We start from the raw sequence: 22,123 nt of genomic DNA on the forward strand, positions 1-22,123 counted from the left end.
AATGCTGAAGATCGATGCACTGAACCAGTACTACGGCGGCAGCCACATCCTGCGCAACGTGACGCTGGCCGCCGACGACGGCAAGCTCACCGTGCTGCTCGGCCGCAACGGCGTCGGCAAGAGCACGCTGCTGCGCTGCCTGATGGGCGTCGTCGCCGCGAAGAGCGGCAGCGTGTCGTGGCGCGGCACCGCGCTCGGCGCACTGCCGCCGTATGCGCGCGTCGCGGCCGGGCTCGCGTACGTGCCGCAGGGCCGCGACATCTTTCCGCGACTCACCGTCGAGGAGAACCTGCTCGTCGGCGCGGCAAGCCGCAAGGCGCCATCGAAAGTGCCCGACCGCATCTACGACCTGTTCCCGGTGCTGAAGGACATGCGTGCCCGGCGCGGCGGCGACCTGTCGGGCGGCCAGCAGCAGCAGCTCGCGATCGGCCGCGCGCTGATGAGCGAGCCGCAGTTGCTGATCCTCGACGAGCCGACCGAGGGCATCCAGCCGTCGATCATCCAGGACATCGGCCGTACGCTGCGTCAGCTCGTCGACGAATCGAAGATGACCGTGCTGCTCGTCGAACAGTATTACGACTTCGCGCGCTCGATCGCAGACCATTACTGGGTGATGAGCCGCGGCGAGGTCATCGCCGGCGGCGACGCGCGGGACATGGAAACGAACGGCGTGCGCGAGCTGATCGCGGTGTAGCGCGCCACGCAGCGCATGATTGCGCCCACGCGTGGCGCCGACGGTCGACGCATGTCACGCGATGGCCGGCGCCGTCGCCGCTCCCCTTCGCCACGTTCGGCAACCCGAACACCCAAGCGTATAGTGTTGCGGTAGCATCCTCGATCACCGCGCCCGTTCCCTGCTTCCCGCCGATGTCCGCCCTCGATTCCCACGCCCCGCTGTCCCGCCCCGCCGTCGCCAAGTCGTGGCGCGGCCGTCTCGAACTCGGCTTCGAACGGCACGGCGCGCGCACGACGCTCGTCCATCGGCTGCACGACGGCCCGCTGCGCGTGCAGCGGCCGCTGTATCCGGAAGGCGACGCGATCTGCCACGCGGTCATCGTCCATCCGCCGGGCGGCGTCGCGGGCGGCGACCGGCTCGACATCGACATCGCGCTCGGCGACGGCACGCACGCGGTGCTGACGACGCCCGGCGCGACCAAGTGGTACAAGTCGAACGGCCTCGACGCGACGCAACGCATCGGCATCACGGTCGGCGCGCACGCGAAGCTCGACTGGCTGCCGCAGAACAACCTGTTCTTCGACGCAGCCCACGCCGCGCTGGACTTCACGGTGACGCTCGGCGCGGGCGCGAGCGCGATCGGCTGGGACGCGACGCAGCTCGGCCGGCAGGCGGCCGGCGAAACGTGGTCGGCGGGCCGCATCGTGTCGGGTTCGGCACTCGTCGATGCCGACGGCCGGCCGCTGTGGACCGAGCGCGCGCTGCTCGACGCGCACGATCCGCTGCGCGGCGCGCTGCAGGGCCTCGCCGGCTTTCCCGTGTACGGCACGCTGTGGGCGGCCGGCACCGCGTGCGATTCCGCGCTCGCCGAAACGCTTGCCGCGCGGATGCCGTTCGACGACACGCTGCGCGCGGGCGCGACCTGCGTGACGCCGGGCGTCGTGCTGGTGCGCGCGGTGTCGACGTCGATGGAAGCGCTGCAGCGTCACTTCACCGACTGCTGGCTCCACCTGCGCCCGCTCGTGCACGGCGTCGACGCGCGACCGCTGCGCCTCTGGCAGACCTGAGCGCGCGGCCCGGCACGCACCGTTTCGGCGCAGCAGCGCCGCCCGCGCTGCCCACGATCCATGCATCGCGCACCACGATCGCGCACCGCCGCGCGCTGCACCGACATGGCACGCACCTTGCTGCTTACATATCGGATACACGACGCAGAAAGAACGGCGCGGTGCTACGATGAACCGCGCCCCCGCCGGCATCCCGCGCACCGATAAAAATTACGTTTTCCTGAACGACTGCCTTCATGAAACTGACTCCCCGAGAAAAGGACAAGCTGCTGATCTTCACGGCAGCGCTGCTGGCCGAGCGCCGCCGCGCGCGCGGGCTGAAGCTCAACTATCCGGAAGCGGTCGCGTTCATCACCGCCGCACTGATGGAAGCCGCGCGCGACGGCAAGACCGTCGCCGAGGTGATGCACTACGGCACGACGCTGCTCACGCGCGACGACGTGATGGATGGCGTGCCGGAGATGATCCCCGACATCCAGGTCGAGGCGACCTTCCCGGACGGCACCAAGCTCGTGACCGTCCACCACCCGATCCCGTGACCGAGGTAGCACGCATGATCCCCGGCGAAATCCTCACCGACGACGGCGAGCACGAACTGAACGCGGGCCGCGCGACGATCTCGCTCGTCGTCGCGAACACCGGCGACCGCCCGGTGCAGGTCGGCTCGCACTACCACTTCTTCGAAGTCAACGACGCGCTGTCGTTCGATCGCGCGGCCGCGCGCGGCTTCCGGCTCAACATCGCGGCCGGCACGGCCGTGCGCTTCGAGCCGGGCCAGACGCGCACCGTCGAGCTCGTCGAGCTGGCCGGCGAACGCGCCGTCTATGGTTTTCAGGGCAAGGTGATGGGGCCGCTGTAAGCCGCGCCCCGCTCTTCAGGAACAGCACATGACACTACGCTTGAGCCGCCGCGCGTACGCGGAAATGTTCGGGCCGACGACGGGCGACCGCGTGCGGCTCGCCGATACCGAACTGTTGATCGAGATCGAACGCGACTTCACGACCTACGGCGAGGAGGTGAAATTCGGCGGCGGGAAGGTGATTCGCGACGGGATGGGCCAGTCGCAGCGCGTGGCCGCCGACGTGCCCGACACGATCATCACGAACGCGGTGATCCTCGATCACTGGGGCATCGTGAAGGCCGACATCGCGATCAAGCACGGCCGCATCGCCGCGATCGGCAAGGCCGGCAATCCCGACATCCAGCCCGGCGTGACGATCGCGATCGGCGCGGCGACCGAAGTGATCGCCGGCGAAGGGCTGATCGTGACGGCCGGCGGCATCGACACGCACATCCACTTCATCAGCCCACAGCAGATCGACGAAGCGCTCGCATCGGGCGTCACGACGATGCTCGGCGGCGGCACGGGGCCGGCCACCGGCACCAACGCGACGACCTGCACGCCGGGCCCGTGGCACATGGAGCGCATGCTGCAGGCGGCCGACGGCTGGCCGATCAACCTCGGCTTCCTCGGCAAGGGCAACGCGAGCCTGCCGCAGCCGCTCGTCGAGCAGATCGCGGCCGGCGCGATCGGCCTGAAGCTGCATGAAGACTGGGGCACGACGCCCGCCGCGATCGACAACTGCCTGTCGGTCGCCGACGATACCGACACGCAGGTCGCGATCCACACCGATACGCTGAACGAAGGCGGCTTCGTCGAATCGACCGTCGCCGCGTTCAAGGGCCGCACGATCCACACGTACCACACCGAAGGCGCGGGCGGCGGCCATGCGCCGGACATCCTGAAGGTGTGCGGCGAAGCGAACGTGCTGCCGTCGTCGACCAACCCGACGCGCCCGTACACGATCAACACGCTCGACGAGCATCTCGACATGCTGATGGTGTGCCATCACCTCGATCCGTCGATCGCCGAGGATCTCGCGTTCGCCGAGTCGCGGATCCGCCGCGAGACGATCGCAGCCGAGGACATCCTGCACGATCTCGGCGCGCTGTCGATGCTGTCGTCCGACTCGCAGGCGATGGGCCGCGTCGGCGAAGTGATCATCCGCACCTGGCAGACCGCGCACAAGATGAAGGTGCAGCGCGGCGCGCTGCCCGAGGACGGCGCGCGCAACGACAACTTCCGCGCGAAACGCTACGTCGCGAAGTACACGATCAACCCGGCGATCACGCACGGCATCGCGCACGAAGTCGGTTCGATCGAACCCGGCAAGTGGGCCGACCTCGTGTTGTGGGAGCCCGCATTCTTCGGGATCAAGCCGACGATGATCCTGAAGGGCGGGATGATCGCGATGGCGCAGATGGGCGACCCGAACGCGTCGATCCCGACGCCGCAGCCCGTCCACTACCGCGAGATGTTCGCCACGCGCGGCGGTGCGCTCGCGCGCACGTCGCTGACCTTCGTGTCGCAAATGGCCGCCGACGCGGGCATCGCCGAACGCTACGGGCTCGCGAAGCGCCTCGTGCCCGTGCGCAACTGCCGCAACGTGACGAAGGCCGACATGATCCACAACGCATGGCGCCCGTCGATCAGCGTCGATCCCGAAACCTACGACGTGATCGCCGACGGCCAGCTGCTCACCTGCGAGCCGGCGACGGTGCTGCCGATGGCGCAGCGCTATTTCCTGTTCTGATTTCCGGTTTTCCGTTCCATGCGCACCCTCGACAAACGCATTGCCCCGAACGTGAAGCTCGCCGCGTCGCTCGTCGCGCGCGCGCCGACGCTCACGCTCGCCTATGACGCCCGCTGCAAGAGCCGCCTCGCGGCCACGCTCGACACCGGCGAGGACGTCGCGGTCCTGCTGCCGCGCGGCACCGTGCTGCGCGACGGCGACGTGCTCGTCGCCGACGACGGCGCGCTCGTGCGCGTCGCAGCTGCCTCCGAGACCGTGCTGCTGGTGCGCGCGGCCGACCCGCTCACGCTGATGCGCGCCGCGTATCACCTCGGCAACCGTCACACGCCGGTCGAGATCGGCGACGGTTACCTGAAGCTCGAAACCGATCCCGTGCTCGCGGACATGCTGCGCCGGCTCGGCACGCAGGTCGAGGAAACGAGCGCACCGTTCCAGCCGGAAGCCGGCGCATATGGCGGCGGCCACAAGCACGGGCACGATGCGACGTTCGCCGAGGACTACGCGCTCGCGCAGCAGGTCTTCGGCGAACACCACGGCCACTCGCACTCGCACGATCACGATCACGATCACGATCACGATCACGATCATCAGCATGGTCCCGGCTGCTCGCACGGCCACCACGGTCATGACCACCACTGAGCTCGTCGCGCTGCTGCATCTCGCGTCGCCCGCATTGCCGATCGGCGCGTTCAGCTATTCGCAGGGACTCGAAGCCGCGCTCGACGCGAACCTGATCCGCGACGCCGACACCGCGCGCGACTGGATCGCGAGCGGCCTGACCGACGTGCTCGCACACGGCGAGCTGCCGTTCCTCGCGCACCAGCTCGCGCGCTGGCACGCGCACGACGCCGACGCGCTGGCGCGCGAGAACGCATGGTTCGTCGCGAGCCGCGAATCGGCGGAGCTGCGCCGCGAGACCGAGCAGATGGGCTGGTCGCTCGCGCAACTGTGCGCGTCGCTCGAATGGGGCGATGCCGCACGCCGCGCGACGCTTGCATCACTCACGCCGATAGCGCTGCCGACCGCATTCGCATACGCGGCCGCCGCACACGGTGCCGGCGCCGACGCCACGCTCGCCGCATACGCGTTCGGCTGGGTCGAGAACCAGACGTCGGCCGCGCTGAAAGCGGTGCCGCTCGGCCAGCTCGCCGGCCAGCGCATCATCGTCGCGCTGCGCGGCGCGATCGACGCGGCCGTGCGCCGCGCGCTCGCGACGCCGCCCGCTGCCATCAACACGTTCGCGCCGCAGCTCGGCATCCTGTCCGCGCGGCACGAAACCCAGTATTCGCGGTTGTTCCGCTCCTGAACCCGATCCACGCCATGAACGCACCCGCAACCTCCTCCGCCCGCCGCACCAAGAAACTGCCGCCGCTGCGCGTCGGCATCGGCGGCCCGGTCGGCTCCGGCAAGACCACGCTGCTCGAAATGCTGTGCAAGGCGATGCGCGAGCGCTACGACCTCGTCGCGATCACGAACGACATCTATACGAAGGAAGACCAGCGCCTGCTGACGGTCGCGGGCGCGCTGCCCGAGGAACGCATCATGGGCGTCGAGACGGGCGGCTGCCCGCACACGGCGATCCGCGAGGATGCGTCGATCAACCTCGAGGCCGTCGACCGCATGCTGTCGCGCTTCCCCGACGCCGACATCGTGTTCATCGAATCGGGCGGCGACAATCTCGCGGCGACCTTCAGCCCCGAGCTGTCTGACCTGACGATCTACGTGATCGACGTGGCAGGCGGCGAGAAGATTCCGCGCAAGGGCGGCCCGGGCATCACGAAGTCCGACCTGCTCGTGATCAACAAGACGGATCTCGCGCCGCTCGTCGGCGCGAACCTCGACGTGATGGCGTCCGACACGAAGAAGATGCGCGGCGAGCGGCCTTACGTGATGACGAACCTGAAGGCGCTCGAGGGCGTCGCCGATGTCGTCGCGTTCATCGAAAGGAAAGGATTGCTGACGGTGTGAGCGACGCGGCGGCGACATGCCGCCGCGTCGGCCCGGGGGACGGCCTTGCGCCGCCCGCTCAGTCGTCCGATGCGTCGGCCGCGCCGTGCATCGCACGCCCGCCGCGCTCGACGGGCGGCAGCAGCGCCGCGAGCACGTCGACCGAGCGCGCGGTCGCGCCGCGATGGCGCGACGCGAACGCGGCGCCGGCCGCGCCCATCGCGACGCGCCGCGCGTGGTCGGCGAACAGCGCGTCGAGCACGTGCGCGAGATCGAGCGGATCCGCGACCTGCATCGCCGCGCCGGCCGCGACCGCATCGGCGGTCGCCTGCGTGAAGTTGAACACGTGCGGGCCGATCAGCACCGGCACGCCGACCGCACACGCCTCGATCAGGTTCTGCCCGCCGAGCGGCAGCAGGCTGCCGCCGATGAACGCGACGTCGGCGGCCGCGTAGTACGCGCCGAGTTCCCCCATCGAATCGCCAAGTAGCACCGTCACGTCGGCCGGCAACGGTTCGGCGGCCGGCCGGCCGGCCGCGAGCGCCGCGGCGTCGGCGGCCCACACCGAACGCCGCGCGCACTTGAGCCCATTGCGCGCGACCAGCGCTTCGACTTCGGCGAAGCGCTGCGGATGACGCGGCACGAGAATCAGCAGCGCACCGGCCGTCTTCATCGCGGCGAACGCCTGCAGCACCAGCGCCTCCTCGTTCTCGCGCGTGCTGGCCGCGACCCACACCGGCCGCGTGCCGATCGCGTCGCGCCATGCGTGGCCGCGCGCGGCCAGCTCCGGCGGTGTCGTCATGTCGAACTTCAGGTTGCCGAGCACCGCCACGTTGCGTGCACCGAGCGACGTCAGCCGCTCCGCATCGGCCGGGCTCTGCGCGAGCACGCGCGAGAATCCGCCGAACACGTCGCGCGCCGCCGCGCCGAACTTCGCCGCGCGCCGATGCGAGCGCGCGGACATCCGCGCGTTGGTCAGCACGAGCGGCACGTCCGCGCGGCGGCACTCGTCGATCAGCGTCGGCCACACCTCGGTTTCCATCACGAGGCCGAGCGTCGGCCGCCAGGCGCGCAGGAAGCGCCGCACCGCGCCCGGCATGTCGTACGGCAGGTAGCAGCGCAGCACGCGCTCGCCGAAGATCTGCTCGCCGGTCGCGCGGCCGCTCGGCGTCATGTGCGTGAGCAGGATGCGTGCGTCGGGGCGCGCGCGCATCAGCGCGTCGATCAGCGGCTGCGCGGCGCGCGTCTCGCCGACCGACACCGCATGCACCCAGATCAGCGGCGCGCGATCGTCCGGCGAACGGCCGGCGACGTGGCCGAAGCGCTCGCCGATGTGCTCGCGATAGCCGCGCTCCTTGCGCGAGCGCACGAGGAGCCGGATCACCGCGATCGGCGCGACGAGCCACCACAGCGCGCGATAGATCGCCCTCAGCATGCAGCAGCCCCCGTATTGCGTCGGTGAAAAGGCGCGCTCAAACCAGCGCCCTGCCCTGCAGGCGCTCGAGAATCCCGAGCGGCGCGCATTCGCGACGCACCATCGCGTCGACCGGCAGGAAGAAGGTCTGCTCGAGCATGAACTGGCCGGACATCACAGCGTGCGAAGTCTGATCGGAGAAACATATCCACACGCTGCCCGGCGGAAACGGCATCGTCTGCTGTGGACAAGTCTTCTGGTAGTCGAGATCGGCCTTCATCCCGTCGTGCAGGTTCAGCATCAGGTGGTCGTACGCGCTGCGCGGCGACTTCGTCACGTGCAGCAGGTTCAACAGCCACGCCGAGCCCGGCAACTGCGGCCGGATCTTCGGCAGGAAGCGCTTCGCGACGTCCTCGAACGGCTCGCCGACACGCCACACGCGTGGCTGGCCAGCCGGGTTCACGTTCGTGAACACGCGCAGGATCCGCTCGCCGTAGTTCGGCCGCGACGGGAACGCGTCGACGTGCAGCCGGCTGTCGTCCTTGCGCCAGGATGTCTGGCGCGTCTCGACCCGCATCAGCCGCAGGCTCGTCGGCGCGACGCGCAGCTTGCCACGGTATTCGGGAAACAGGCCGTCGACGAGCGTGCCGGCCTGCTGCTGGAAGCGCGCGACCAGCGCACGCACGGCCGACTGCGTGACGCTGTCGCCGAGCACGCCGATGAGCGCGCCGCCGTTCGGCGCGAGGCTGATGTTCTTGCGTTTCGGGTCGGCGAGCGCCGGATCGAGCAACGCCTCCTCGCCGCCTTCGATCGCGAAGCGCAGGTGCGGGAAATACAGCACCTTGCCTTCCTCGACCGCCGCGAGCAGCTGCTCGCGCGGCGTCGACAGGTTGTGTCCGCTCCAGTCGGCGGACGGGACTTCGATGATCTGGGATTCGCTCATGATCGGTTCGCTTGGGTTCGCGCGGGTTCGTGCGGGTGCGTGCGTATGGCGGGCGTTACAGGAGACCGAAGCCCGCGAGCGCCGCCTTCACCTGCGCGATCGACGGCGGTTGCCCCGCCGTGCCGAGATTGACGACGTTCGGCGACCAGTATCCGCCGGTGCGCCAGGCCGTCGCGAAATTGTACAGTTCGACCGTCGGACGCTTCAGCGCCGCCGCGATGTGAACCAGACCTGTGTCAACCCCGACGGTGGCGGCCGCGCCGTCGATCAGGCCGACTACGGCCGGCAGCGACAGCTTCGGCGGCACGATCGCCGCCGCGCCGAATTCCTTCGCGAGCCGCTCGCTGGTCGCGCGCTCCGCGTCGTTGCCCCACGGCAGCACGAGCGATGCGCCGCGCCGCACGAGCGCCTGGCCGAGCTCGATCCACGCGGCGTCCGGCCACTGCTTGTCGGCACGGGACGTCGCGTGGACGAACACCACGTACGGCACCGGCAGGTTCAGGCCGAGCGCGGCCACCGCGAGCGCCGCCGCGCGCGTATCGAGGCCGAAGTCGACCGGATCGGCCGGCGTCGGTGCCGGGTCGCCCAGCGCGGCCGCGACGAGTTGCCGCGAGCGCTCGACGACGTGCGTGCGCGGCGCGATCGGCACGCGCTTGCGATAGAAGAAGCGCACCGGCCATTCGTAGCCGGCGCCGTCGGTGCGATTGCCGAGGCCGGCGAGCGGGCCGCGGGCCCAGCTCGCGACCCAGGCCGTCTTGATGAGCCCCTGGCAGTCGATCACGAGGTCGTACTGCTGGGCCGCGAGGCGCTTGCGGAACGCGCGGATCTCGCGCCACGTCGCGCCCGAGAACGGCTTCTTGCGCCAGCGGCGCAACGAAAACGGCAGCACGTTGCGCACGCCGTCGACGAGCTCCACGAGATCGACGAAGCTTTCCTCGACGAGCCAGTCGATCTGCGCATCGGGGTGGCGGCGCCGGATATCGGCGATCACCGGCATGTTGTGCACGACGTCGCCCAGCGACGACACGCGCACGATCAGGATCTTTTGCACGCTGAAAAAACGCCGGCGGACAGCCGGCGACAGGCATAAAGACGCGATTTTATCGCGCCCGGGGAGGCACACAGGCAAAAAGCGGCCGCACGCCGTCAGCGTGCGCCGCTTTTCGGGAATGGCGCGACGATCCTTCGACTGTCGCGCCGGCAGCGGCCCGCAGGCCGCCTGCGCTCAGAACGGCAGCTTGACGTCCGGTTTCGCGGCCGTCAGCACACGGCGGAAATCCGCCTGAATGCGCGCGAGCCCTTCCTGCGTCTCCGATTCGAAGCGCATCACGACGACCGGCGTCGTGTTCGACGAACGCGCGAGGCCGAAGCCGTCCGGGTACTCGACGCGCAGGCCGTCGATCGTCACGACTTCGTCGGCACCGTCGAACTTCGCTTCCTTCTGCAGCTTCTCGATCAGGCGGAAGTTCTCGCCTTCGTCGAGCCACAGCTGCAGTTCCGGCGTGCTCATCGCGTCCGGCAGGCCGTTGAGCAGCGCGCTCGGATCGGCCGTCTTCGCGAGGATCTCGAGCAGGCGCGCGCCCGTGTAGAGACCGTCGTCGAAGCCGTACCAGCGATCCTTGAAGAACACGTGGCCGCTCATCTCGCCCGCGAGCGGCGCGCCCGTCTCGCGCAGCTTCGCCTTCACGAGCGAATGGCCCGTCTTCCACATCAGCGGCTCGCCGCCCTTCGCCTTCACCCACTGCGCGAGATGGCGCGTGCACTTCACGTCGTAGATGATCTGCGCGCCCGGGTTGCGCGACAGCACTTCCTCCGCGAACAGCATCAGCTGGCGGTCCGGGAAGATGATCTGGCCGTCCTTCGTGACGACGCCGAGGCGGTCGCCGTCGCCGTCGAACGCGAAGCCGAGTTCGGCGTCGGTGTCCTTCAGCGCCTGGATCACGTCCTGCAGGTTTTCCGGGTGCGCGGGATCGGGGTGATGGTTCGGGAACGTGCCGTCGATGTCGGTGAAGCGCTCGACGAGCGTGCAGCCGAGCGCCTTGAACAGCCGCGTCGCGAGCGGGCCCGCGACGCCGTTGCCGGCGTCGACGACGAGCTTCAGCGGGCGCGCGAGCTTGATGTCGCCAACGATGCGCGCGATGTACTGATCGGCGACGTCGAGGGCCTCGTACGAGCCGCTGCCCGTTTCATAGCGCTCGTCGACGATGCGGCGGTACAGCGCCTGGATCTGCTCGCCGTAGATCGCCGCGCCGCGCAGCACCATCTTGAAGCCGTTGTAGTCGGGCGGGTTGTGGCTGCCGGTGACGACGATGCACGAATCGACGCGGCGCTCGCCGCCCTTCAGTGCGAGCGGCACGCTCGCCGCGAAATAGCCGACCGGCGTGGGCACCATGCCGACGTCGACGACGTCGACACCTGCCGCACGCAGGCCATCGGCGAGTGCGCCGACGAGCTCGGGCCCCGACAGGCGGCCGTCGCGCGCGACGACGACCGCGTCGCCGCCCTGGGCGCGCACTTCGCTGCCGAAGGCCCGGCCGATCGCGCGCGCCGTGTCGGCATCGAGCGTCTTGCCGACCACACCGCGAATGTCATATGCCTTGAAGATGGATTGGGAGATCATCGATTCTCTCTGGGTTGCGTGCATGGAAAATAGTCTGGCCGCCTTTCGCGCATGCCGGCCATCGTACATGCGGGCCTTGCGGAACAAGGAACGGGACGGCTGGAGCGGCCCCGATCCCACTTATAATCGCGGGTTTTGATGACGCGTATTTTGTCCATTTTAATGCCTAGCCGCTCCGCCGCCGCCAACCCGCCGCCTTCGGGCGCCCTGCCGGCCGCCTCCCGCTCGCGCGGCTGCCCCGCATGCTGAAGCGATTCGGCAACCCGGACGTCGCGAAGGCCGTCGCGAATCTCGTCTGGCTGGGGCTCGAACGGCTCACGCAGATCGGCGTCGCGATCGCGATCAGCGGGCTTCTGGCCCGTTATTTCGGGCCGGACGTGTTCGGCAAATGGCAGTATGCGAATACGCTTCTCCTCGTACTGGCGCCGCTCACCTGGGTGTGCGGCGCCGAAATCCTGGTTCCGACCATCGTCCAGCGCCCGCCCGCGCAACTCGGCGCGGTGCTCGGCAGCGCCTTCGTGCTGCGCATCGGCGTGTCCGCCGTCGCACTCGTCGCGACCTGGATCGCGATCGGTGCCGGCGCGTTCGACCCGCTCGTCGGCGCGATGCTCGCGGGCCTCGCGGTCACGATGGTGTTCCGCGAGCCGTTCGTCGGCGTGATCAACGCGTGGCTGCAGAGCCTGACCTACAGCAAGCCGCAGCTCGTCACCAGCATGCTCACCGCGCTGGCGAAGGCGCTGCTCGTCTGGCTGCTGGTCCGCGCGGCCGCCGGCCCTGCCCGCTTCGCGTGGCTGTGGGCGCTCGAGGCCGCCGTGATCGGCTTCGCGCTGCTGCTCTACTTCCGCCATCGTAACGGCGGCGCGCTCGGCTGGACGTTCGACAAACCGCTGTTCAGGCACTTTGCCACCGCCGGCACCGTGTTCTGGCTCGGCCTGATCTGCATGTACCTGTTCCTGAAGCTCGATCGCCTGATGCTCGAGCGTCACGTGTCGTTCGCCGACCTCGGCCGCTACTCGGCGGCACAGCAGCTCAACGAGAACTGGATCACGCTCGCGCTGATGCTCGCGCAGACCATCGCGCCCGCGTTCGTGTACCGCGTGCAGGACGTCGCGCGGCTGCGCCGCAACATCGTCCGGCTGATCGCAATGACCGCCGGCCTGATGACGGCCGGCGCGCTGGTGCTGGACGCGGCCGCGCCGCTCATCGTCGGCAAGGTGTTCGGCCACGGCTACGAGGCATCGGTCGACATCTTCCGCTGGGCGGTCTGGCTGTCCGTGCCGGCCGGCATCGAGGCGATAGGCAATCTTATCGTTCTCAAATATCAAGCAAAATTCGTGTTGCTGGCGAAATGGGTGCTCGCGCTCGCGATCGCCGCGCTCGTCAACGTGTTCGCCATCCCCCGGCTCGGCCTGTACGGCGCGCTCGTCGGGCTGGCGGCCGGCTATCTCGCCGCCGCCGCCGTTAATTTTTATTACATTCGTTTCAAGCTTCGCCCATGACGTCTCCCGATTGCCCGCCCCCGCTCGACGACGTGGCCGTGCTGATGCCGGCCTACAACGGCCACGACGACGTCGTTCGCACCCTCGCATCGTTTCGCGAGGACGCGCCGGTGCACGTGCTGATCGTCGATGACGGCAGCACGCCGCCGATCGTGGCGCCCGACCTGCCCGGCCTTGCGGTCGAGGTGCTGCGCATGCCGCGCAACGGCGGCATCGAGCGCGCGCTCGAGGCCGGCATCGACGCGCTCGCCGCGCGCGGCTTCCGCTTTGCGGCCCGCATCGACGCCGGCGACCTCGCCGCGCCGCGGCGCCTCGCGAAGCAGCGTGCGTATCTCGATGCGCACCCGCGCGTGGCCTGCGTCGGCATGTGGACCCAGGTCGTGTCGCGTGCCGGCGAGCCGCGCTTCATGCTGACCCCGCCCGCCGACCCGCGCACGCTGCGCCGCACGCGCTTCCTGCGCTCGCCGCTCGTGCATCCGTCGGTCATGCTGCGCATCGACGCCGTGCGCGAAGTCGGCAATTACCGCGCGAAGTATCGCGCGGCCGAGGATCTCGATCTTTTTTTACGGTTAATGCAACGCTACGATTGCGCGAACCTGCCCGAGCTCGGCCTCTACTACGAGCTCAACGAGGGCGGGATCAGCGCGACCAAGCGCCGCCGCCAGCTGATATCGACGCTATCGCTGCTGCTGCAGCACTTCAACGTGCTGAACCCGTACGACTGGGCCGGCCTCGCCAAGAACCTGCTGCATTTCGTGACGCCGTACCGTACGCTGCAGCGGATCAAGCAGACGCTGTTCGCGGCGCGGCCGTCCGCGTAGCCCGCCTCCGGCATTTTCGACGCTTTATTTTTTGCTTTTTTTCATGTCCGCTACCTCCTCGCTGCGCATCGCGCTCGTCTGCAACACGGCCTGGGCGATCTACACGTACCGCCACGGGCTGATCCGTGCGCTCGTCGCGCGCGGCGCCGAGGTCATCGTGATCGCGCCGCACGACCGCACGGTGCCGTTGCTCGAGCAGATGGGTTGCCGCTACGTCGCGCTCGCCGTCGCGTCGAAAGGCACGAGCCCGCGCGAGGATCTCGGCACGCTTGCCGCGCTGGTGCGCCATTACCGCGCGCTCCAGCCCGATCTCGTGTTCCATTACACGATCAAGCCGAACATATACGGGTCGATCGCCGCGTGGCTCGCGCGCGTGCCGTCGATCGCCGTCACCACCGGGCTCGGCTATGTGTTCATCCAGAAAAGCCGTGCGGCGAGCGTCGCGAAGCGCCTGTACCGGTTCGCGTTCCGCTTCCCGCGTGAAGTCTGGTTCCTGAACCGCGACGATCTCGCGACCTTCACCGACGAGCAGCTGCTCGCGCACCCCGAGCGCGCGCGGCTGCTGCACGGCGAAGGCGTCGATCTCGACCAGTTCGCGCCGGTGCCGCTGCCCGCCGGCCGTGGCCCGGTGTTCATCCTGATCGGCCGGCTGCTGTGGGACAAGGGCGTGCGCGAATACGTCGAGGCCGCGCGCGTCGTGCGGGATCGCTACCCGGATGCGCGCTTCCAGCTGCTCGGGCCGCTCGGCGTCGACAATCCGAGCGCGATCGGCCGCGCGGACGTCGACGCGTGGGTCGGCGAAGGTGTCGTCGAGTATCTCGGCGAGGCGCACGACGTGCGCCCGCACATCGCGGCCGCCGACTGCGTCGTGCTGCCGTCGTACCGCGAGGGCGTGCCGCGCACGCTGATGGAGGCGTCCGCGATGGGCCGCCCGATCGTCGCGACCGACGTGCCGGGTTGCCGCGACGTCGTCGCCGACGGCGAAACCGGCTTCCTGTGCCGCGTGCGCGACAGTGCGAGCCTCGCGGAGCAGCTGCTCCGCATGATCGAACTCGGGACCGCCGGACGCGACGCGATGGGCGCGCGCGGCCGCCGCAAGGTGAGCGCGGAATTCGACGAGCAGCAGGTCGTCGAACGCTACCGGCAGACCATTCATACATTGACCGGCATCACACTCTGAAGGAGCGCATCAGCATGACCGCTAAAGGCACCATCCTCGTTACCGGCGGTGCGGGCTATATCGGCTCGCACACGGCCGTCGAGCTGCTCGACAACGGCTACGATGTCGTGATCGTCGACAACCTCGTCAACAGCAAGGCCGAGTCCGTCCGGCGCATCGAGCGGATCACCGGCAGGACGCCCGCGTTCCACCAGGTCGACGTGTGCGACGAAGCCGCGCTCGCGAAGGTGTTCGACGCGCATCCGATCACGGGCACGATCCATTTCGCGGCGCTCAAGGCGGTCGGCGAATCGGTCGCGAAGCCGCTCGAGTACTACCAGAACAACCTCGGCGGGCTGCTCTCGGTGCTCAAGATCATGCGCGAGCGCAACGTGCGGCAGTTCGTGTTCAGCTCGTCGGCGACCGTGTACGGCGTGCCGGAGCGCTCGCCGATCGACGAATCGTTCCCGTTGTCGGCCACCAACCCGTACGGCCAGTCGAAGCTGATCGCCGAGCAGGTCCTGCGCGATCTCGAGGTATCGGACCCGTCGTGGCGCATCGCGACGCTGCGCTACTTCAACCCGGTCGGCGCGCATGCGAGCGGGCTGATCGGCGAGGATCCGGCCGGCATCCCGAACAACCTGATGCCGTACGTCGCGCAGGTCGCGGTCGGCAAGCTCGAGAAGCTGCGCGTGTTCGGCTCCGACTACCCGACGCCGGACGGCACCGGCGTGCGCGACTACATCCACGTCGTCGATCTCGCGAAGGGGCACATCGCCGCGCTCGACGCGCTCGCGAAGCGCGATGCGAGCTTCGTCGTGAACCTCGGCACGGGCCAGGGCTACAGCGTGCTGGAAGTCGTGCGCGCGTTCGAGAAGGCGTCGGGCCGCCCGGTGCCGTACGAACTCGTCGCGCGCCGCCCGGGCGACATCGCCGAGTGCTACGCGAATCCGCAGGCCGCGGCCGACCTCATCGGCTGGCGCGCGACGCTCGGGATCGACGAGATGTGCGCCGACCACTGGAAATGGCAGGAGGGGAACCCGCGCGGTTTTGTATAATCCGCTGTCCATTTTTCGAGCGATCCCATGCTCAGCTTCGCGTCCGGCTTCATCGTCTCCCTGCTCGTCACGTTGTTCATCGTGCGCTATGCGCATCTGCACGAGAAATTCTCGGTCGACAGCGACCTGGCCGGCGTGCAGAAATTCCACGTGCGGCCGGTGCCGCGCGTCGGGGGCATCGGGATCCTCGCCGGGGTCGTCGTGGCCGCGCTACTCGTGTCGCGGCGCTATCCGACGATCGCCGGCAGCATTCTCGGGATCGTCGCGTGCGGGATGCCGGCGTTCCTGTCGGGCCTCGTCGAGGACCTGACCAAGCGCGTGTCGCCGCGCGCGCGGCTGCTCTGCACGATGGGCGCGGCCGCGCTGGCGTTCTGGCTGCTGGGCATCGCGGTCAAGCGGATCAGCGTTCCGCCGCTCGACTTCCTGCTCGGCTACGTGGCCATCTCGGCGTTCATCACGGTGCTCGCGGTCGCGGCGCTGGCCAACGCGATCAACATCATCGACGGCTTCAACGGACTCGCGTCGATGGTCAGCTTCATGATGTTCGCGTCGCTTGCCTATGTCGCGTTCCATGTCAACGACCCGGTCGTGATGTCGGCGTCGATCATCATGATGGGCGCCGTGCTCGGCTTCTTCCTGTGGAATTTCCCCGCGGGGCTGATCTTCCTCGGCGACGGCGGCGCGTATTTCATCGGCTTCATGCTCGCCGAACTCGCGATCATGCTCGTGATGCGCAATCGCGAAGTGTCGGCGTGGTATCCGGTGCTGCTGTTCATGTATCCGATCTTCGAGACGTGTTTCTCGATCTACCGGAAGAAGTTCATCCGCGGGATGTCGCCGGGGATTCCGGACGGCGTGCATCTTCATATGCTCGTGTACAAGCGGCTGATGCGCTGGGCCGTCGGGACGAAGCATGCGCACGACCTCACGCGGCGCAATTCGCTGACGTCGCCTTATCTTTGGCTGCTGTGCCTCGTTGCGGTGATACCCGCGACGCTGTTCTGGCGGCACACGGTGCACCTGTTCGTTTTTGTCGTGCTGTTCGCGCTGACGTATGTGTGGCTTTATCTCAGCATCGTCAGGTTCAAGGCGCCGCGGTGGATGGTGGTGAGGAAGGAGAGGCGCGGGCAGTGAGTCCGGCACCCAAAACGAAAAAAGCGCCTCGCAGGGCGCTTTTTTCATGCTCGGGGCCAGCGTGGGCGGCGTCCGCGAGGGCTCATTCGTTCGATACGGCTCGCGCCTTTGGCACGCTCTGAAGCACCGGGGCGACGGTCGTCTGATATTCCGGCACCCAGCGCCGCAGATCCCGACGCACCTCGTCGTCGCTCAGCACGCGGTGCTGCATCAGCCACGGCAACAACTCGTCGAGCAGATGGTCCGGCACTTCCCGCGCACGTGCAATCCGCAGCTTCGGATGCGGCGTGCGCGTGGTCGTCTCGTCGTCCGCGAGCAGTTCCTCGTAGAGTTTCTCGCCGGGACGCAGCCCCGTGAATTCGATCCGGATCTGCCCTTCCGAGAAGCCGTAGAGACGGATCAGATCGCGCGCGAGATCGACGATCTTGACCGGCTCGCCCATGTCGAGAATGAAGATCTCGCCGCCGTGCCCCATGCTCGACGCCTGCAGCACGAGTTGCGACGCTTCCGGAATCGTCATGAAGAAGCGCGTGATCTCGGGATGCGTGACCGTCACCGGGCCGCCCTTCGCGATCTGCTGCTGGAACTTCGGGATCACGCTGCCGGCGCTGCCGAGCACGTTGCCGAAACGCACCGTCTCGAACTGCGTGCCTTCGCTCGTCTGCTGCAACGCCTGGCACGCCATCTCGGCGAGCCGCTTGCTCGCGCCCATCACATTGGTCGGATTGACGGCCTTGTCGGTCGAAATCAGCACGAAATGGCGCACGTTGTGGCGGATCGCCGAGCGGGCGACGCGATAGGTGCCCAGCACGTTGTTGCGCAGCGCCTGCCACGCGTTGTGCTCCTCCATCAGCGGCACGTGCTTGTATGCGGCCGCGTGGAAAACGATATGCGGCGCATAGCGCGACATCACCTGGTCGAGCAGCAGCGAATCCTTCGCATCGCCGATGATCGGCACGACGGGCTGGTCGGGGAAGCGCTCGCGCAGTTCCTCGGCGAGCCGGTACATCGCATATTCGGAGAGATCGAATGCGACCAGTTGCGCCGGCTTGAAGCGGAGGATCTGCCGGCACAGCTCGGAGCCGATCGAACCGCCCGCGCCGGTTACCATCACGACGCGGCCGCGCAGCAGCGCCTCGACGTGCGGCGTGTCGATCGTGACGGCATCGCGTCCGAGCAAGTCCTCGAGATCGATATTGCGCACCTGGGACAGGAACCCCTGCCCCGGCATCAGCGCGGTCAGCGACGGCAGCACCATCGCCTTCACGCCGGCGCGCACGCACAATGTCGCAACGCGGCGCTGTGTTTCAACGGATGCCGACGGAATCGCGATGATCGCGTATTCGACCTTCATCGCATCGGTCCAGTGCTTCAGGTCGTTGAACGAGCCGAGCACCTTGTAGCCGTAGATCTCGCGCCCCTGCTTGGTCGGCTCGTCGTCGAGGAGGCCCACCAGACGCCACTCTCCCGACCGCGACAGTTCGCGCGCGAGGCTCGCGCCGGCCGTGCCGGCGCCGAGCACGAGCACCGGCTTGCCCTGCCCGACGAGCCCGCCGTACAGGTAGAACTCCTTCGTTGCGCGGTACAGCGCGCGGGCGCCGCCCATCGCGAGGAACAGCATCAGCGGCGACACGAGCAACACCGAGCGCGGGATGATCGGCGACGGCTGGAACATCACGGCGCCGATCATCACGATCACGCCGCCGCCCGCCACCGCCTTCGAGATACGCATCAGGTCGGGGAGGCTCGCGAACACCCACAGGCCGCGGTACAGGCCGAACACGTGGAACATCAGCGCGTAGACGGGCAGCACCCAGACGAGCGCCATCAGCGCGCCGCCCATGAAATCTGACGGAACACTGCCGTTGAATCGGACGAGATAGGCGAACAACCATGCGGCGGTAACCGCCGTCAGGTCAAACAGGAAAGCGCTCAGCGAAAGCCATGATGCTTTGGATCGCAACATCGGCGGGAAACCTCAAGAGTTATTTTCGGCGGCCGACTGAAACCGGCGCCAGCGCATGTCGATTACCAGTCCGATACATGCCAGGACGCCGTACCACGCGAAGAACGACAGCCACTGCTGCAGTTCCGGGCGGCCCTTTGCCCACACGGCGACGATTATGCCTGCGAGCATGATGAGGTACCAATAAAGAGCGGTCCGGCGGTGACCTACGCCCGCCCGGACCATTCTTTGATAATAATGCTCCCGGTGCGCCTGCCAGAACTTTTCGCCACGTAACAGACGTCTCAAAAGTGTTACAGATGCGTCGGCGATAAAGGGAGCGAACACCAGCGCCGGGAACCAGATCGGCCAGACGCCGGCCCGCCAGCCCCAATAGCCAAGCGCACCGGCAAGGAATCCGAGCGGAATCGAACCCGCATCCCCGAGAAACAGCCGGGCCGGATGGAAATTCAGCAGCAGAAAGCCGAGCGCGGCGCCGGCGACAGCCGAGCCGGCCACGGCCAGATCCGGTGACGGCATCGGGCCGGTCAGCGCCGCGACCGCATACGCGCCGAAGCCGAACAGCGCCATGCCGCCCGCGAGGCCGTCGGCGCCGTCCATGAAGTTGTACAGGTTCGTCAGCCAGACCATCGCGAAGCCCACGGCGGCGAGCAACCACCAAGGTGCGGCGGCAGGAAAGACGACGATCAGCGCGACGACCGCCGCGAGATGTGCCGAGAACCGCACGCGTGCCGGAAGGCCGCGCCGGTCGTCGATCTGCGACATCGCGGCCAGCCCTGCGGCGGCGGCGGCGATGAGCCACAGTCGCGGCGCCAGCGCCAGGAGCGCAACGATGCATACCGGCACGATGCCCCATCCGCCGACCCGTGGCGTCGGCAGCGTATGGAGCGAACGGTCGTTCGGAATGTCGGTGGCGAGGCGCCATGCGAGGCCGGTCGCGAGCAGCATGCGCAGGACGGCCGTCGATGCGATGGCGGCGACCAGCGCCACCACGACCGCGGCAGGCCATGTGGAAATCGGGAAATGCATGTCGACTATTGTTGTGTATCGCGTGAACGATACCATGCGGCGGTCGCATCGAGGCCCTGGCGGGTCGTATAGGGCGGATGCCAGCCGAGCACGCGCGTGATCCGGCCCGTATCGAGTTGGAGGCTGCCGGTCAGGCGGTCGATCGCCGCGCGGCGGCCGGTCAGTGCGCCGAGCGCTCGCAGCACGGCGGAAGGGACTGCAATCAGGCGCGCCGGCTTGCCAAGCGCGTCGCCGACCAGGCGCAACAGGTTCGTGACCGACGGCGCGTCGTCGTCGGCGACGTGGAAGCACTCGCCGGCCGCGCGCGGATCGATCGCGCATTGCAGCAGTGCGTCGGCAAGGTTGTCGACGTAGACGATGCTGCGTCGCGCCGGGATGGAACCGAGCGGCAGCGGCATCCCGCGCGCAACCGCGTCCATCATCCGCAGGAAGTTGGCGCGGACCGCCGGACCGTAGACCAGCGGTGGCCGAACGACCACGACGTCAAGCCCGTTCGACGCACCGAACTGCGCAAGCTGCTGCTCCGCGCGCAGCTTCGAGCGGCCGTACGCATCCTGCGGATCGGGACGCGCGGCTTCCGACAACGGCGCCCCGCCATCGCTCTCACCAACTGCCTTGATGCTGCTCGCGTAGACGATGCGGCGCACGCCGTGGTGGCGCGCCGCCTCGGCGAGACGCAGGGAGCCGGCGACGTTGGTCGCGTCGAACGCGGCGTCGGGATCGGGCGATTCGTCGCGCATCACATGCACACGGGCCGCGAGGTGGATCACACAGTCAGCGACCAGATCGGCTGGCCAGCCTGTATCCACGCCTTCGAAATCGGCAGCGTCGTGCACCCATTCGCGTACGCCGGCGATGCATCCACCCGCGCGCCTTACCAGGGCGGTAACGGTATGCCCAGCGTCCAGCGCGCGGCGGCAGACCGCGCGACCGACGAAGCCGTTTGCACCGGTCACGACGAGACGGCTCACCACAGCCTCCAGCCGAAACGGTTGTAGAACTTGAAGGCCGACGCGGCGAACATCCGGATATGCGCGAAGCCCTTGCGCGATGCGCCGCCACCATGATGGATCACGCGAACCGACGGAACGTAGGCGACCCGGGCGACGTCGTGCGTGCGCAGGCTGAGATCGTAGTCTTCGAAGTACAGGAAGTAGCGAGGATCGAAGCCGCCGAGTTTCTTCAGGACTTCAGTGCGAAACAGCATGAAGCAGCCGCTGACGATGGGCGGATCCCAGACGATATCGCGGTCGTTGATCACGTCGCGCATCTCGTAGCGGGCGAGGCGCTGCGCAAAAAAACGGCGCAAGCGTGCGGGCAGAAAGCCGCGCGCGAACAAGTCGATCGCCGACGGATAGCGCCGACACAGATACTGTTGCCCGCCTGCGTCATCACCTATCCACGGCGTCAGCAAGCCGAGCTCCGGATTCGCCTCGAAGAAATCGCAAGCAGCAGCTAGTGCCGCCGTATCGAGATCGATATCCGGATTCAATATCAGATGGTGACGACTTGTGACCTGAGTGATCGCAAGGTTATGTCCGCGACCATAGCCGACGTTACCGTGCCCCGTCAGCACCCGGTACGGCACGCCGAGGGATTCCAGCCTGGCTTTCACCGCTGGCATGGTTTCCAGGCCGCCATTGTCGACCATGAATAATTCGATCGACATCCCGGGCCAGATCGTTCGCAATCGTCCGCACGCCGCGCCGACGCTGCCGAGTGTCTGCATCAGCGCCGCCTGATCGGGACGATAAACAACTATGGATATCGACAAGCTACCGAGCGACTTCGGTGACACGATAGCGTCATTCATGTGTATACGGCCCCGCGAATGCTGAGCAGCACTATCAAACGTTGGTTGCCTGTCACGAAAATTTGTGAGTTTGCTGAGTTTTGCTGAATCGGGCAAGTATGCCCAGATGCTTGTCGTCCACTGCTGCCAAAGTCCCACTTGCCGCGAGGATCGGCAACTGGATAGCCATCGCTCACCACCGCCGCCCGCAGGCGCAGGTTCGATGCAAGACAGCCCCGTCGTTGTCGGCTTGGATGATACCCTCATTCGTTCGGACATCGTGATCGAGTCCGAGTTTGGTCCGCGGCGGCAAGCCGGAAGTGAAAGCCCGGCTCTCGGATGCGACTAGTCCGTGACCCGCTCACGGCGCCGACAAGGCTTCGGACCATACATTTTTTGACAGC

21 protein-coding genes are annotated in these 22,123 nt (G+C 67.8%); 13 read left to right on the top strand and 8 right to left on the bottom strand.

Annotated elements, in window-relative coordinates:
- The first annotated feature begins 1 nt into the window (after position 1).
- From urtE to ureG, 8 genes are all read left to right on the top strand, one after another.
- A complete protein-coding gene (gene urtE / locus NQV17_RS01565) occupies positions 2-694 on the top strand; it encodes an urea ABC transporter ATP-binding subunit UrtE (RefSeq protein WP_124521600.1) in 693 nt (230 codons plus the stop codon).
- Positions 695-867: 173 nt separating this feature from the next.
- Complete coding sequence (locus NQV17_RS01570; RefSeq protein ID WP_257768173.1) at positions 868-1,743, top strand: urease accessory protein UreD; 876 nt, start codon at positions 868-870, stop codon at positions 1,741-1,743.
- Positions 1,744-1,979: 236 nt separating this feature from the next.
- Positions 1,980-2,282, top strand: coding sequence for an urease subunit gamma (ureA, locus tag NQV17_RS01575; protein WP_006406310.1), 303 nt, complete (start codon positions 1,980-1,982; stop codon positions 2,280-2,282).
- Positions 2,283-2,296: 14 nt separating this feature from the next.
- Entirely contained in the window at positions 2,297-2,602 is a 306-nt protein-coding gene (locus NQV17_RS01580; RefSeq protein ID WP_044846264.1) for an urease subunit beta, read from the top strand.
- A gap of 28 nt (positions 2,603-2,630) precedes the next feature.
- Positions 2,631-4,337: an urease subunit alpha gene (ureC, locus tag NQV17_RS01585; RefSeq protein ID WP_257768175.1), complete on the top strand. Its 1,707-nt coding sequence runs from the start codon at positions 2,631-2,633 to the stop codon at positions 4,335-4,337.
- 18 nt (positions 4,338-4,355) lie between these two features.
- Positions 4,356-4,976 (top strand): urease accessory protein UreE, encoded by a 621-nt coding sequence (ureE, locus tag NQV17_RS01590; protein ID WP_257768176.1) that lies wholly within the window; start codon positions 4,356-4,358, stop codon positions 4,974-4,976.
- The gene (locus NQV17_RS01595; protein ID WP_257768177.1) at positions 4,963-5,643 is read left to right on the top strand and encodes an urease accessory protein UreF; all 681 of its coding nucleotides are present in this window, start codon (positions 4,963-4,965) and stop codon (positions 5,641-5,643) included. The genes ureE and NQV17_RS01595 overlap by 14 nt, the downstream gene beginning before the upstream one ends.
- Positions 5,644-5,657: 14 nt before the next feature.
- The gene (gene ureG, locus NQV17_RS01600; protein WP_044846268.1) at positions 5,658-6,305 is read left to right on the top strand and encodes an urease accessory protein UreG; all 648 of its coding nucleotides are present in this window, start codon (positions 5,658-5,660) and stop codon (positions 6,303-6,305) included.
- Between the two features lie 58 nt (positions 6,306-6,363).
- On the opposite strand, the gene waaA is transcribed toward ureG, so the two are convergent.
- The 4 genes from waaA to NQV17_RS01620 all read right to left on the bottom strand — a co-directional run bounded on the left by waaA (position 6,364) and on the right by NQV17_RS01620 (position 11,261).
- A complete protein-coding gene (gene waaA, locus NQV17_RS01605) occupies positions 6,364-7,719 on the bottom strand; it encodes a lipid IV(A) 3-deoxy-D-manno-octulosonic acid transferase (protein ID WP_257768180.1) in 1,356 nt (451 codons plus the stop codon).
- A 37-nt stretch (positions 7,720-7,756) separates the two neighbouring features.
- Positions 7,757-8,641, bottom strand: a complete 885-nt coding sequence (locus NQV17_RS01610; RefSeq protein ID WP_257768182.1) for a Kdo hydroxylase family protein — start codon at positions 8,639-8,641, stop codon at positions 7,757-7,759.
- 55 nt (positions 8,642-8,696) lie between these two features.
- Positions 8,697-9,692 carry a lipopolysaccharide heptosyltransferase I gene (gene waaC / locus NQV17_RS01615; protein ID WP_257768185.1) on the bottom strand — a complete coding sequence of 332 codons (996 nt, stop codon included), beginning with the start codon at positions 9,690-9,692 and terminating at the stop codon, positions 8,697-8,699.
- A 174-nt stretch (positions 9,693-9,866) separates the two neighbouring features.
- On the bottom strand, positions 9,867-11,261 hold the full coding sequence (locus NQV17_RS01620; RefSeq protein WP_257768186.1) for a phosphomannomutase/phosphoglucomutase: 1,395 nt from the start codon (positions 11,259-11,261) through the stop codon (positions 9,867-9,869).
- A gap of 242 nt (positions 11,262-11,503) precedes the next feature.
- Between NQV17_RS01620 and NQV17_RS01625 the strand changes: the two genes are divergently transcribed.
- From NQV17_RS01625 to NQV17_RS01645, 5 genes are read left to right on the top strand one after another with little or no spacing between them, the layout of a single operon-like run.
- Positions 11,504-12,760, top strand: coding sequence for an oligosaccharide flippase family protein (locus NQV17_RS01625; protein ID WP_257768188.1), 1,257 nt, complete (start codon positions 11,504-11,506; stop codon positions 12,758-12,760).
- Positions 12,757-13,581 carry a glycosyltransferase gene (locus tag NQV17_RS01630; RefSeq protein WP_257768190.1) on the top strand — a complete coding sequence of 275 codons (825 nt, stop codon included), beginning with the start codon at positions 12,757-12,759 and terminating at the stop codon, positions 13,579-13,581. The genes NQV17_RS01625 and NQV17_RS01630 overlap by 4 nt, the downstream gene beginning before the upstream one ends.
- Positions 13,582-13,624: 43 nt before the next feature.
- Entirely contained in the window at positions 13,625-14,761 is a 1,137-nt protein-coding gene (locus NQV17_RS01635; protein ID WP_257768191.1) for a glycosyltransferase family 4 protein, read from the top strand.
- A gap of 14 nt (positions 14,762-14,775) precedes the next feature.
- On the top strand, positions 14,776-15,798 hold the full coding sequence (galE, locus tag NQV17_RS01640) for a UDP-glucose 4-epimerase GalE (RefSeq protein WP_044846276.1): 1,023 nt from the start codon (positions 14,776-14,778) through the stop codon (positions 15,796-15,798).
- Positions 15,799-15,825: 27 nt separating this feature from the next.
- Positions 15,826-16,932 carry a glycosyltransferase gene (locus NQV17_RS01645; protein WP_257768193.1) on the top strand — a complete coding sequence of 369 codons (1,107 nt, stop codon included), beginning with the start codon at positions 15,826-15,828 and terminating at the stop codon, positions 16,930-16,932.
- An 82-nt stretch (positions 16,933-17,014) separates the two neighbouring features.
- Here the strand turns inward: NQV17_RS01645 and NQV17_RS01650 are convergent, their stop codons facing one another.
- From NQV17_RS01650 to NQV17_RS01665, 4 genes are read right to left on the bottom strand one after another with little or no spacing between them, the layout of a single operon-like run.
- The gene (locus NQV17_RS01650) at positions 17,015-18,898 is read right to left on the bottom strand and encodes a nucleoside-diphosphate sugar epimerase/dehydratase (RefSeq protein WP_257768195.1); all 1,884 of its coding nucleotides are present in this window, start codon (positions 18,896-18,898) and stop codon (positions 17,015-17,017) included.
- 12 nt (positions 18,899-18,910) lie between these two features.
- Positions 18,911-19,927, bottom strand: coding sequence for a glycosyltransferase family 4 protein (locus NQV17_RS01655; RefSeq protein ID WP_257768197.1), 1,017 nt, complete (start codon positions 19,925-19,927; stop codon positions 18,911-18,913).
- Between the two features lie 5 nt (positions 19,928-19,932).
- Entirely contained in the window at positions 19,933-20,898 is a 966-nt protein-coding gene (locus tag NQV17_RS01660) for an SDR family oxidoreductase (RefSeq protein ID WP_257768198.1), read from the bottom strand.
- Entirely contained in the window at positions 20,895-21,740 is an 846-nt protein-coding gene (locus NQV17_RS01665; protein ID WP_257768200.1) for a glycosyltransferase, read from the bottom strand. Before NQV17_RS01665 ends, NQV17_RS01660 begins: the two co-directional genes overlap by 4 nt.
- Positions 21,741-22,123: the final 383 nt, after the last annotated feature.

This window comes from Burkholderia sp. SCN-KJ (genome assembly GCF_024656005.1).
Taxonomy (GTDB): domain Bacteria; phylum Pseudomonadota; class Gammaproteobacteria; order Burkholderiales; family Burkholderiaceae; genus Burkholderia.

Coding starts and splice junctions, on each gene's coding strand:
- NQV17_RS01635 (WP_257768191.1), top strand. CDS start 13,625: ATGTCCGCTACCTCCTCGCTGCGCATCGCGCTCGTCTGCAACACGGCC.
- NQV17_RS01595 (WP_257768177.1), top strand. CDS start 4,963: ATGACCACCACTGAGCTCGTCGCGCTGCTGCATCTCGCGTCGCCCGCA.
- NQV17_RS01665 (WP_257768200.1), bottom strand. CDS start 21,740: ATGAATGACGCTATCGTGTCACCGAAGTCGCTCGGTAGCTTGTCGATA.
- NQV17_RS01625 (WP_257768188.1), top strand. CDS start 11,504: ATGCTGAAGCGATTCGGCAACCCGGACGTCGCGAAGGCCGTCGCGAAT.
- ureE (WP_257768176.1), top strand. CDS start 4,356: ATGCGCACCCTCGACAAACGCATTGCCCCGAACGTGAAGCTCGCCGCG.
- urtE (WP_124521600.1), top strand. CDS start 2: ATGCTGAAGATCGATGCACTGAACCAGTACTACGGCGGCAGCCACATC.
- NQV17_RS01620 (WP_257768186.1), bottom strand. CDS start 11,261: ATGATCTCCCAATCCATCTTCAAGGCATATGACATTCGCGGTGTGGTC.
- NQV17_RS01650 (WP_257768195.1), bottom strand. CDS start 18,898: ATGTTGCGATCCAAAGCATCATGGCTTTCGCTGAGCGCTTTCCTGTTT.
- NQV17_RS01630 (WP_257768190.1), top strand. CDS start 12,757: ATGACGTCTCCCGATTGCCCGCCCCCGCTCGACGACGTGGCCGTGCTG.
- galE (WP_044846276.1), top strand. CDS start 14,776: ATGACCGCTAAAGGCACCATCCTCGTTACCGGCGGTGCGGGCTATATC.
- ureC (WP_257768175.1), top strand. CDS start 2,631: ATGACACTACGCTTGAGCCGCCGCGCGTACGCGGAAATGTTCGGGCCG.
- ureA (WP_006406310.1), top strand. CDS start 1,980: ATGAAACTGACTCCCCGAGAAAAGGACAAGCTGCTGATCTTCACGGCA.
- NQV17_RS01645 (WP_257768193.1), top strand. CDS start 15,826: ATGCTCAGCTTCGCGTCCGGCTTCATCGTCTCCCTGCTCGTCACGTTG.
- NQV17_RS01580 (WP_044846264.1), top strand. CDS start 2,297: ATGATCCCCGGCGAAATCCTCACCGACGACGGCGAGCACGAACTGAAC.
- NQV17_RS01655 (WP_257768197.1), bottom strand. CDS start 19,927: ATGCATTTCCCGATTTCCACATGGCCTGCCGCGGTCGTGGTGGCGCTG.
- NQV17_RS01570 (WP_257768173.1), top strand. CDS start 868: ATGTCCGCCCTCGATTCCCACGCCCCGCTGTCCCGCCCCGCCGTCGCC.
- ureG (WP_044846268.1), top strand. CDS start 5,658: ATGAACGCACCCGCAACCTCCTCCGCCCGCCGCACCAAGAAACTGCCG.
- NQV17_RS01610 (WP_257768182.1), bottom strand. CDS start 8,641: ATGAGCGAATCCCAGATCATCGAAGTCCCGTCCGCCGACTGGAGCGGA.
- waaA (WP_257768180.1), bottom strand. CDS start 7,719: ATGCTGAGGGCGATCTATCGCGCGCTGTGGTGGCTCGTCGCGCCGATC.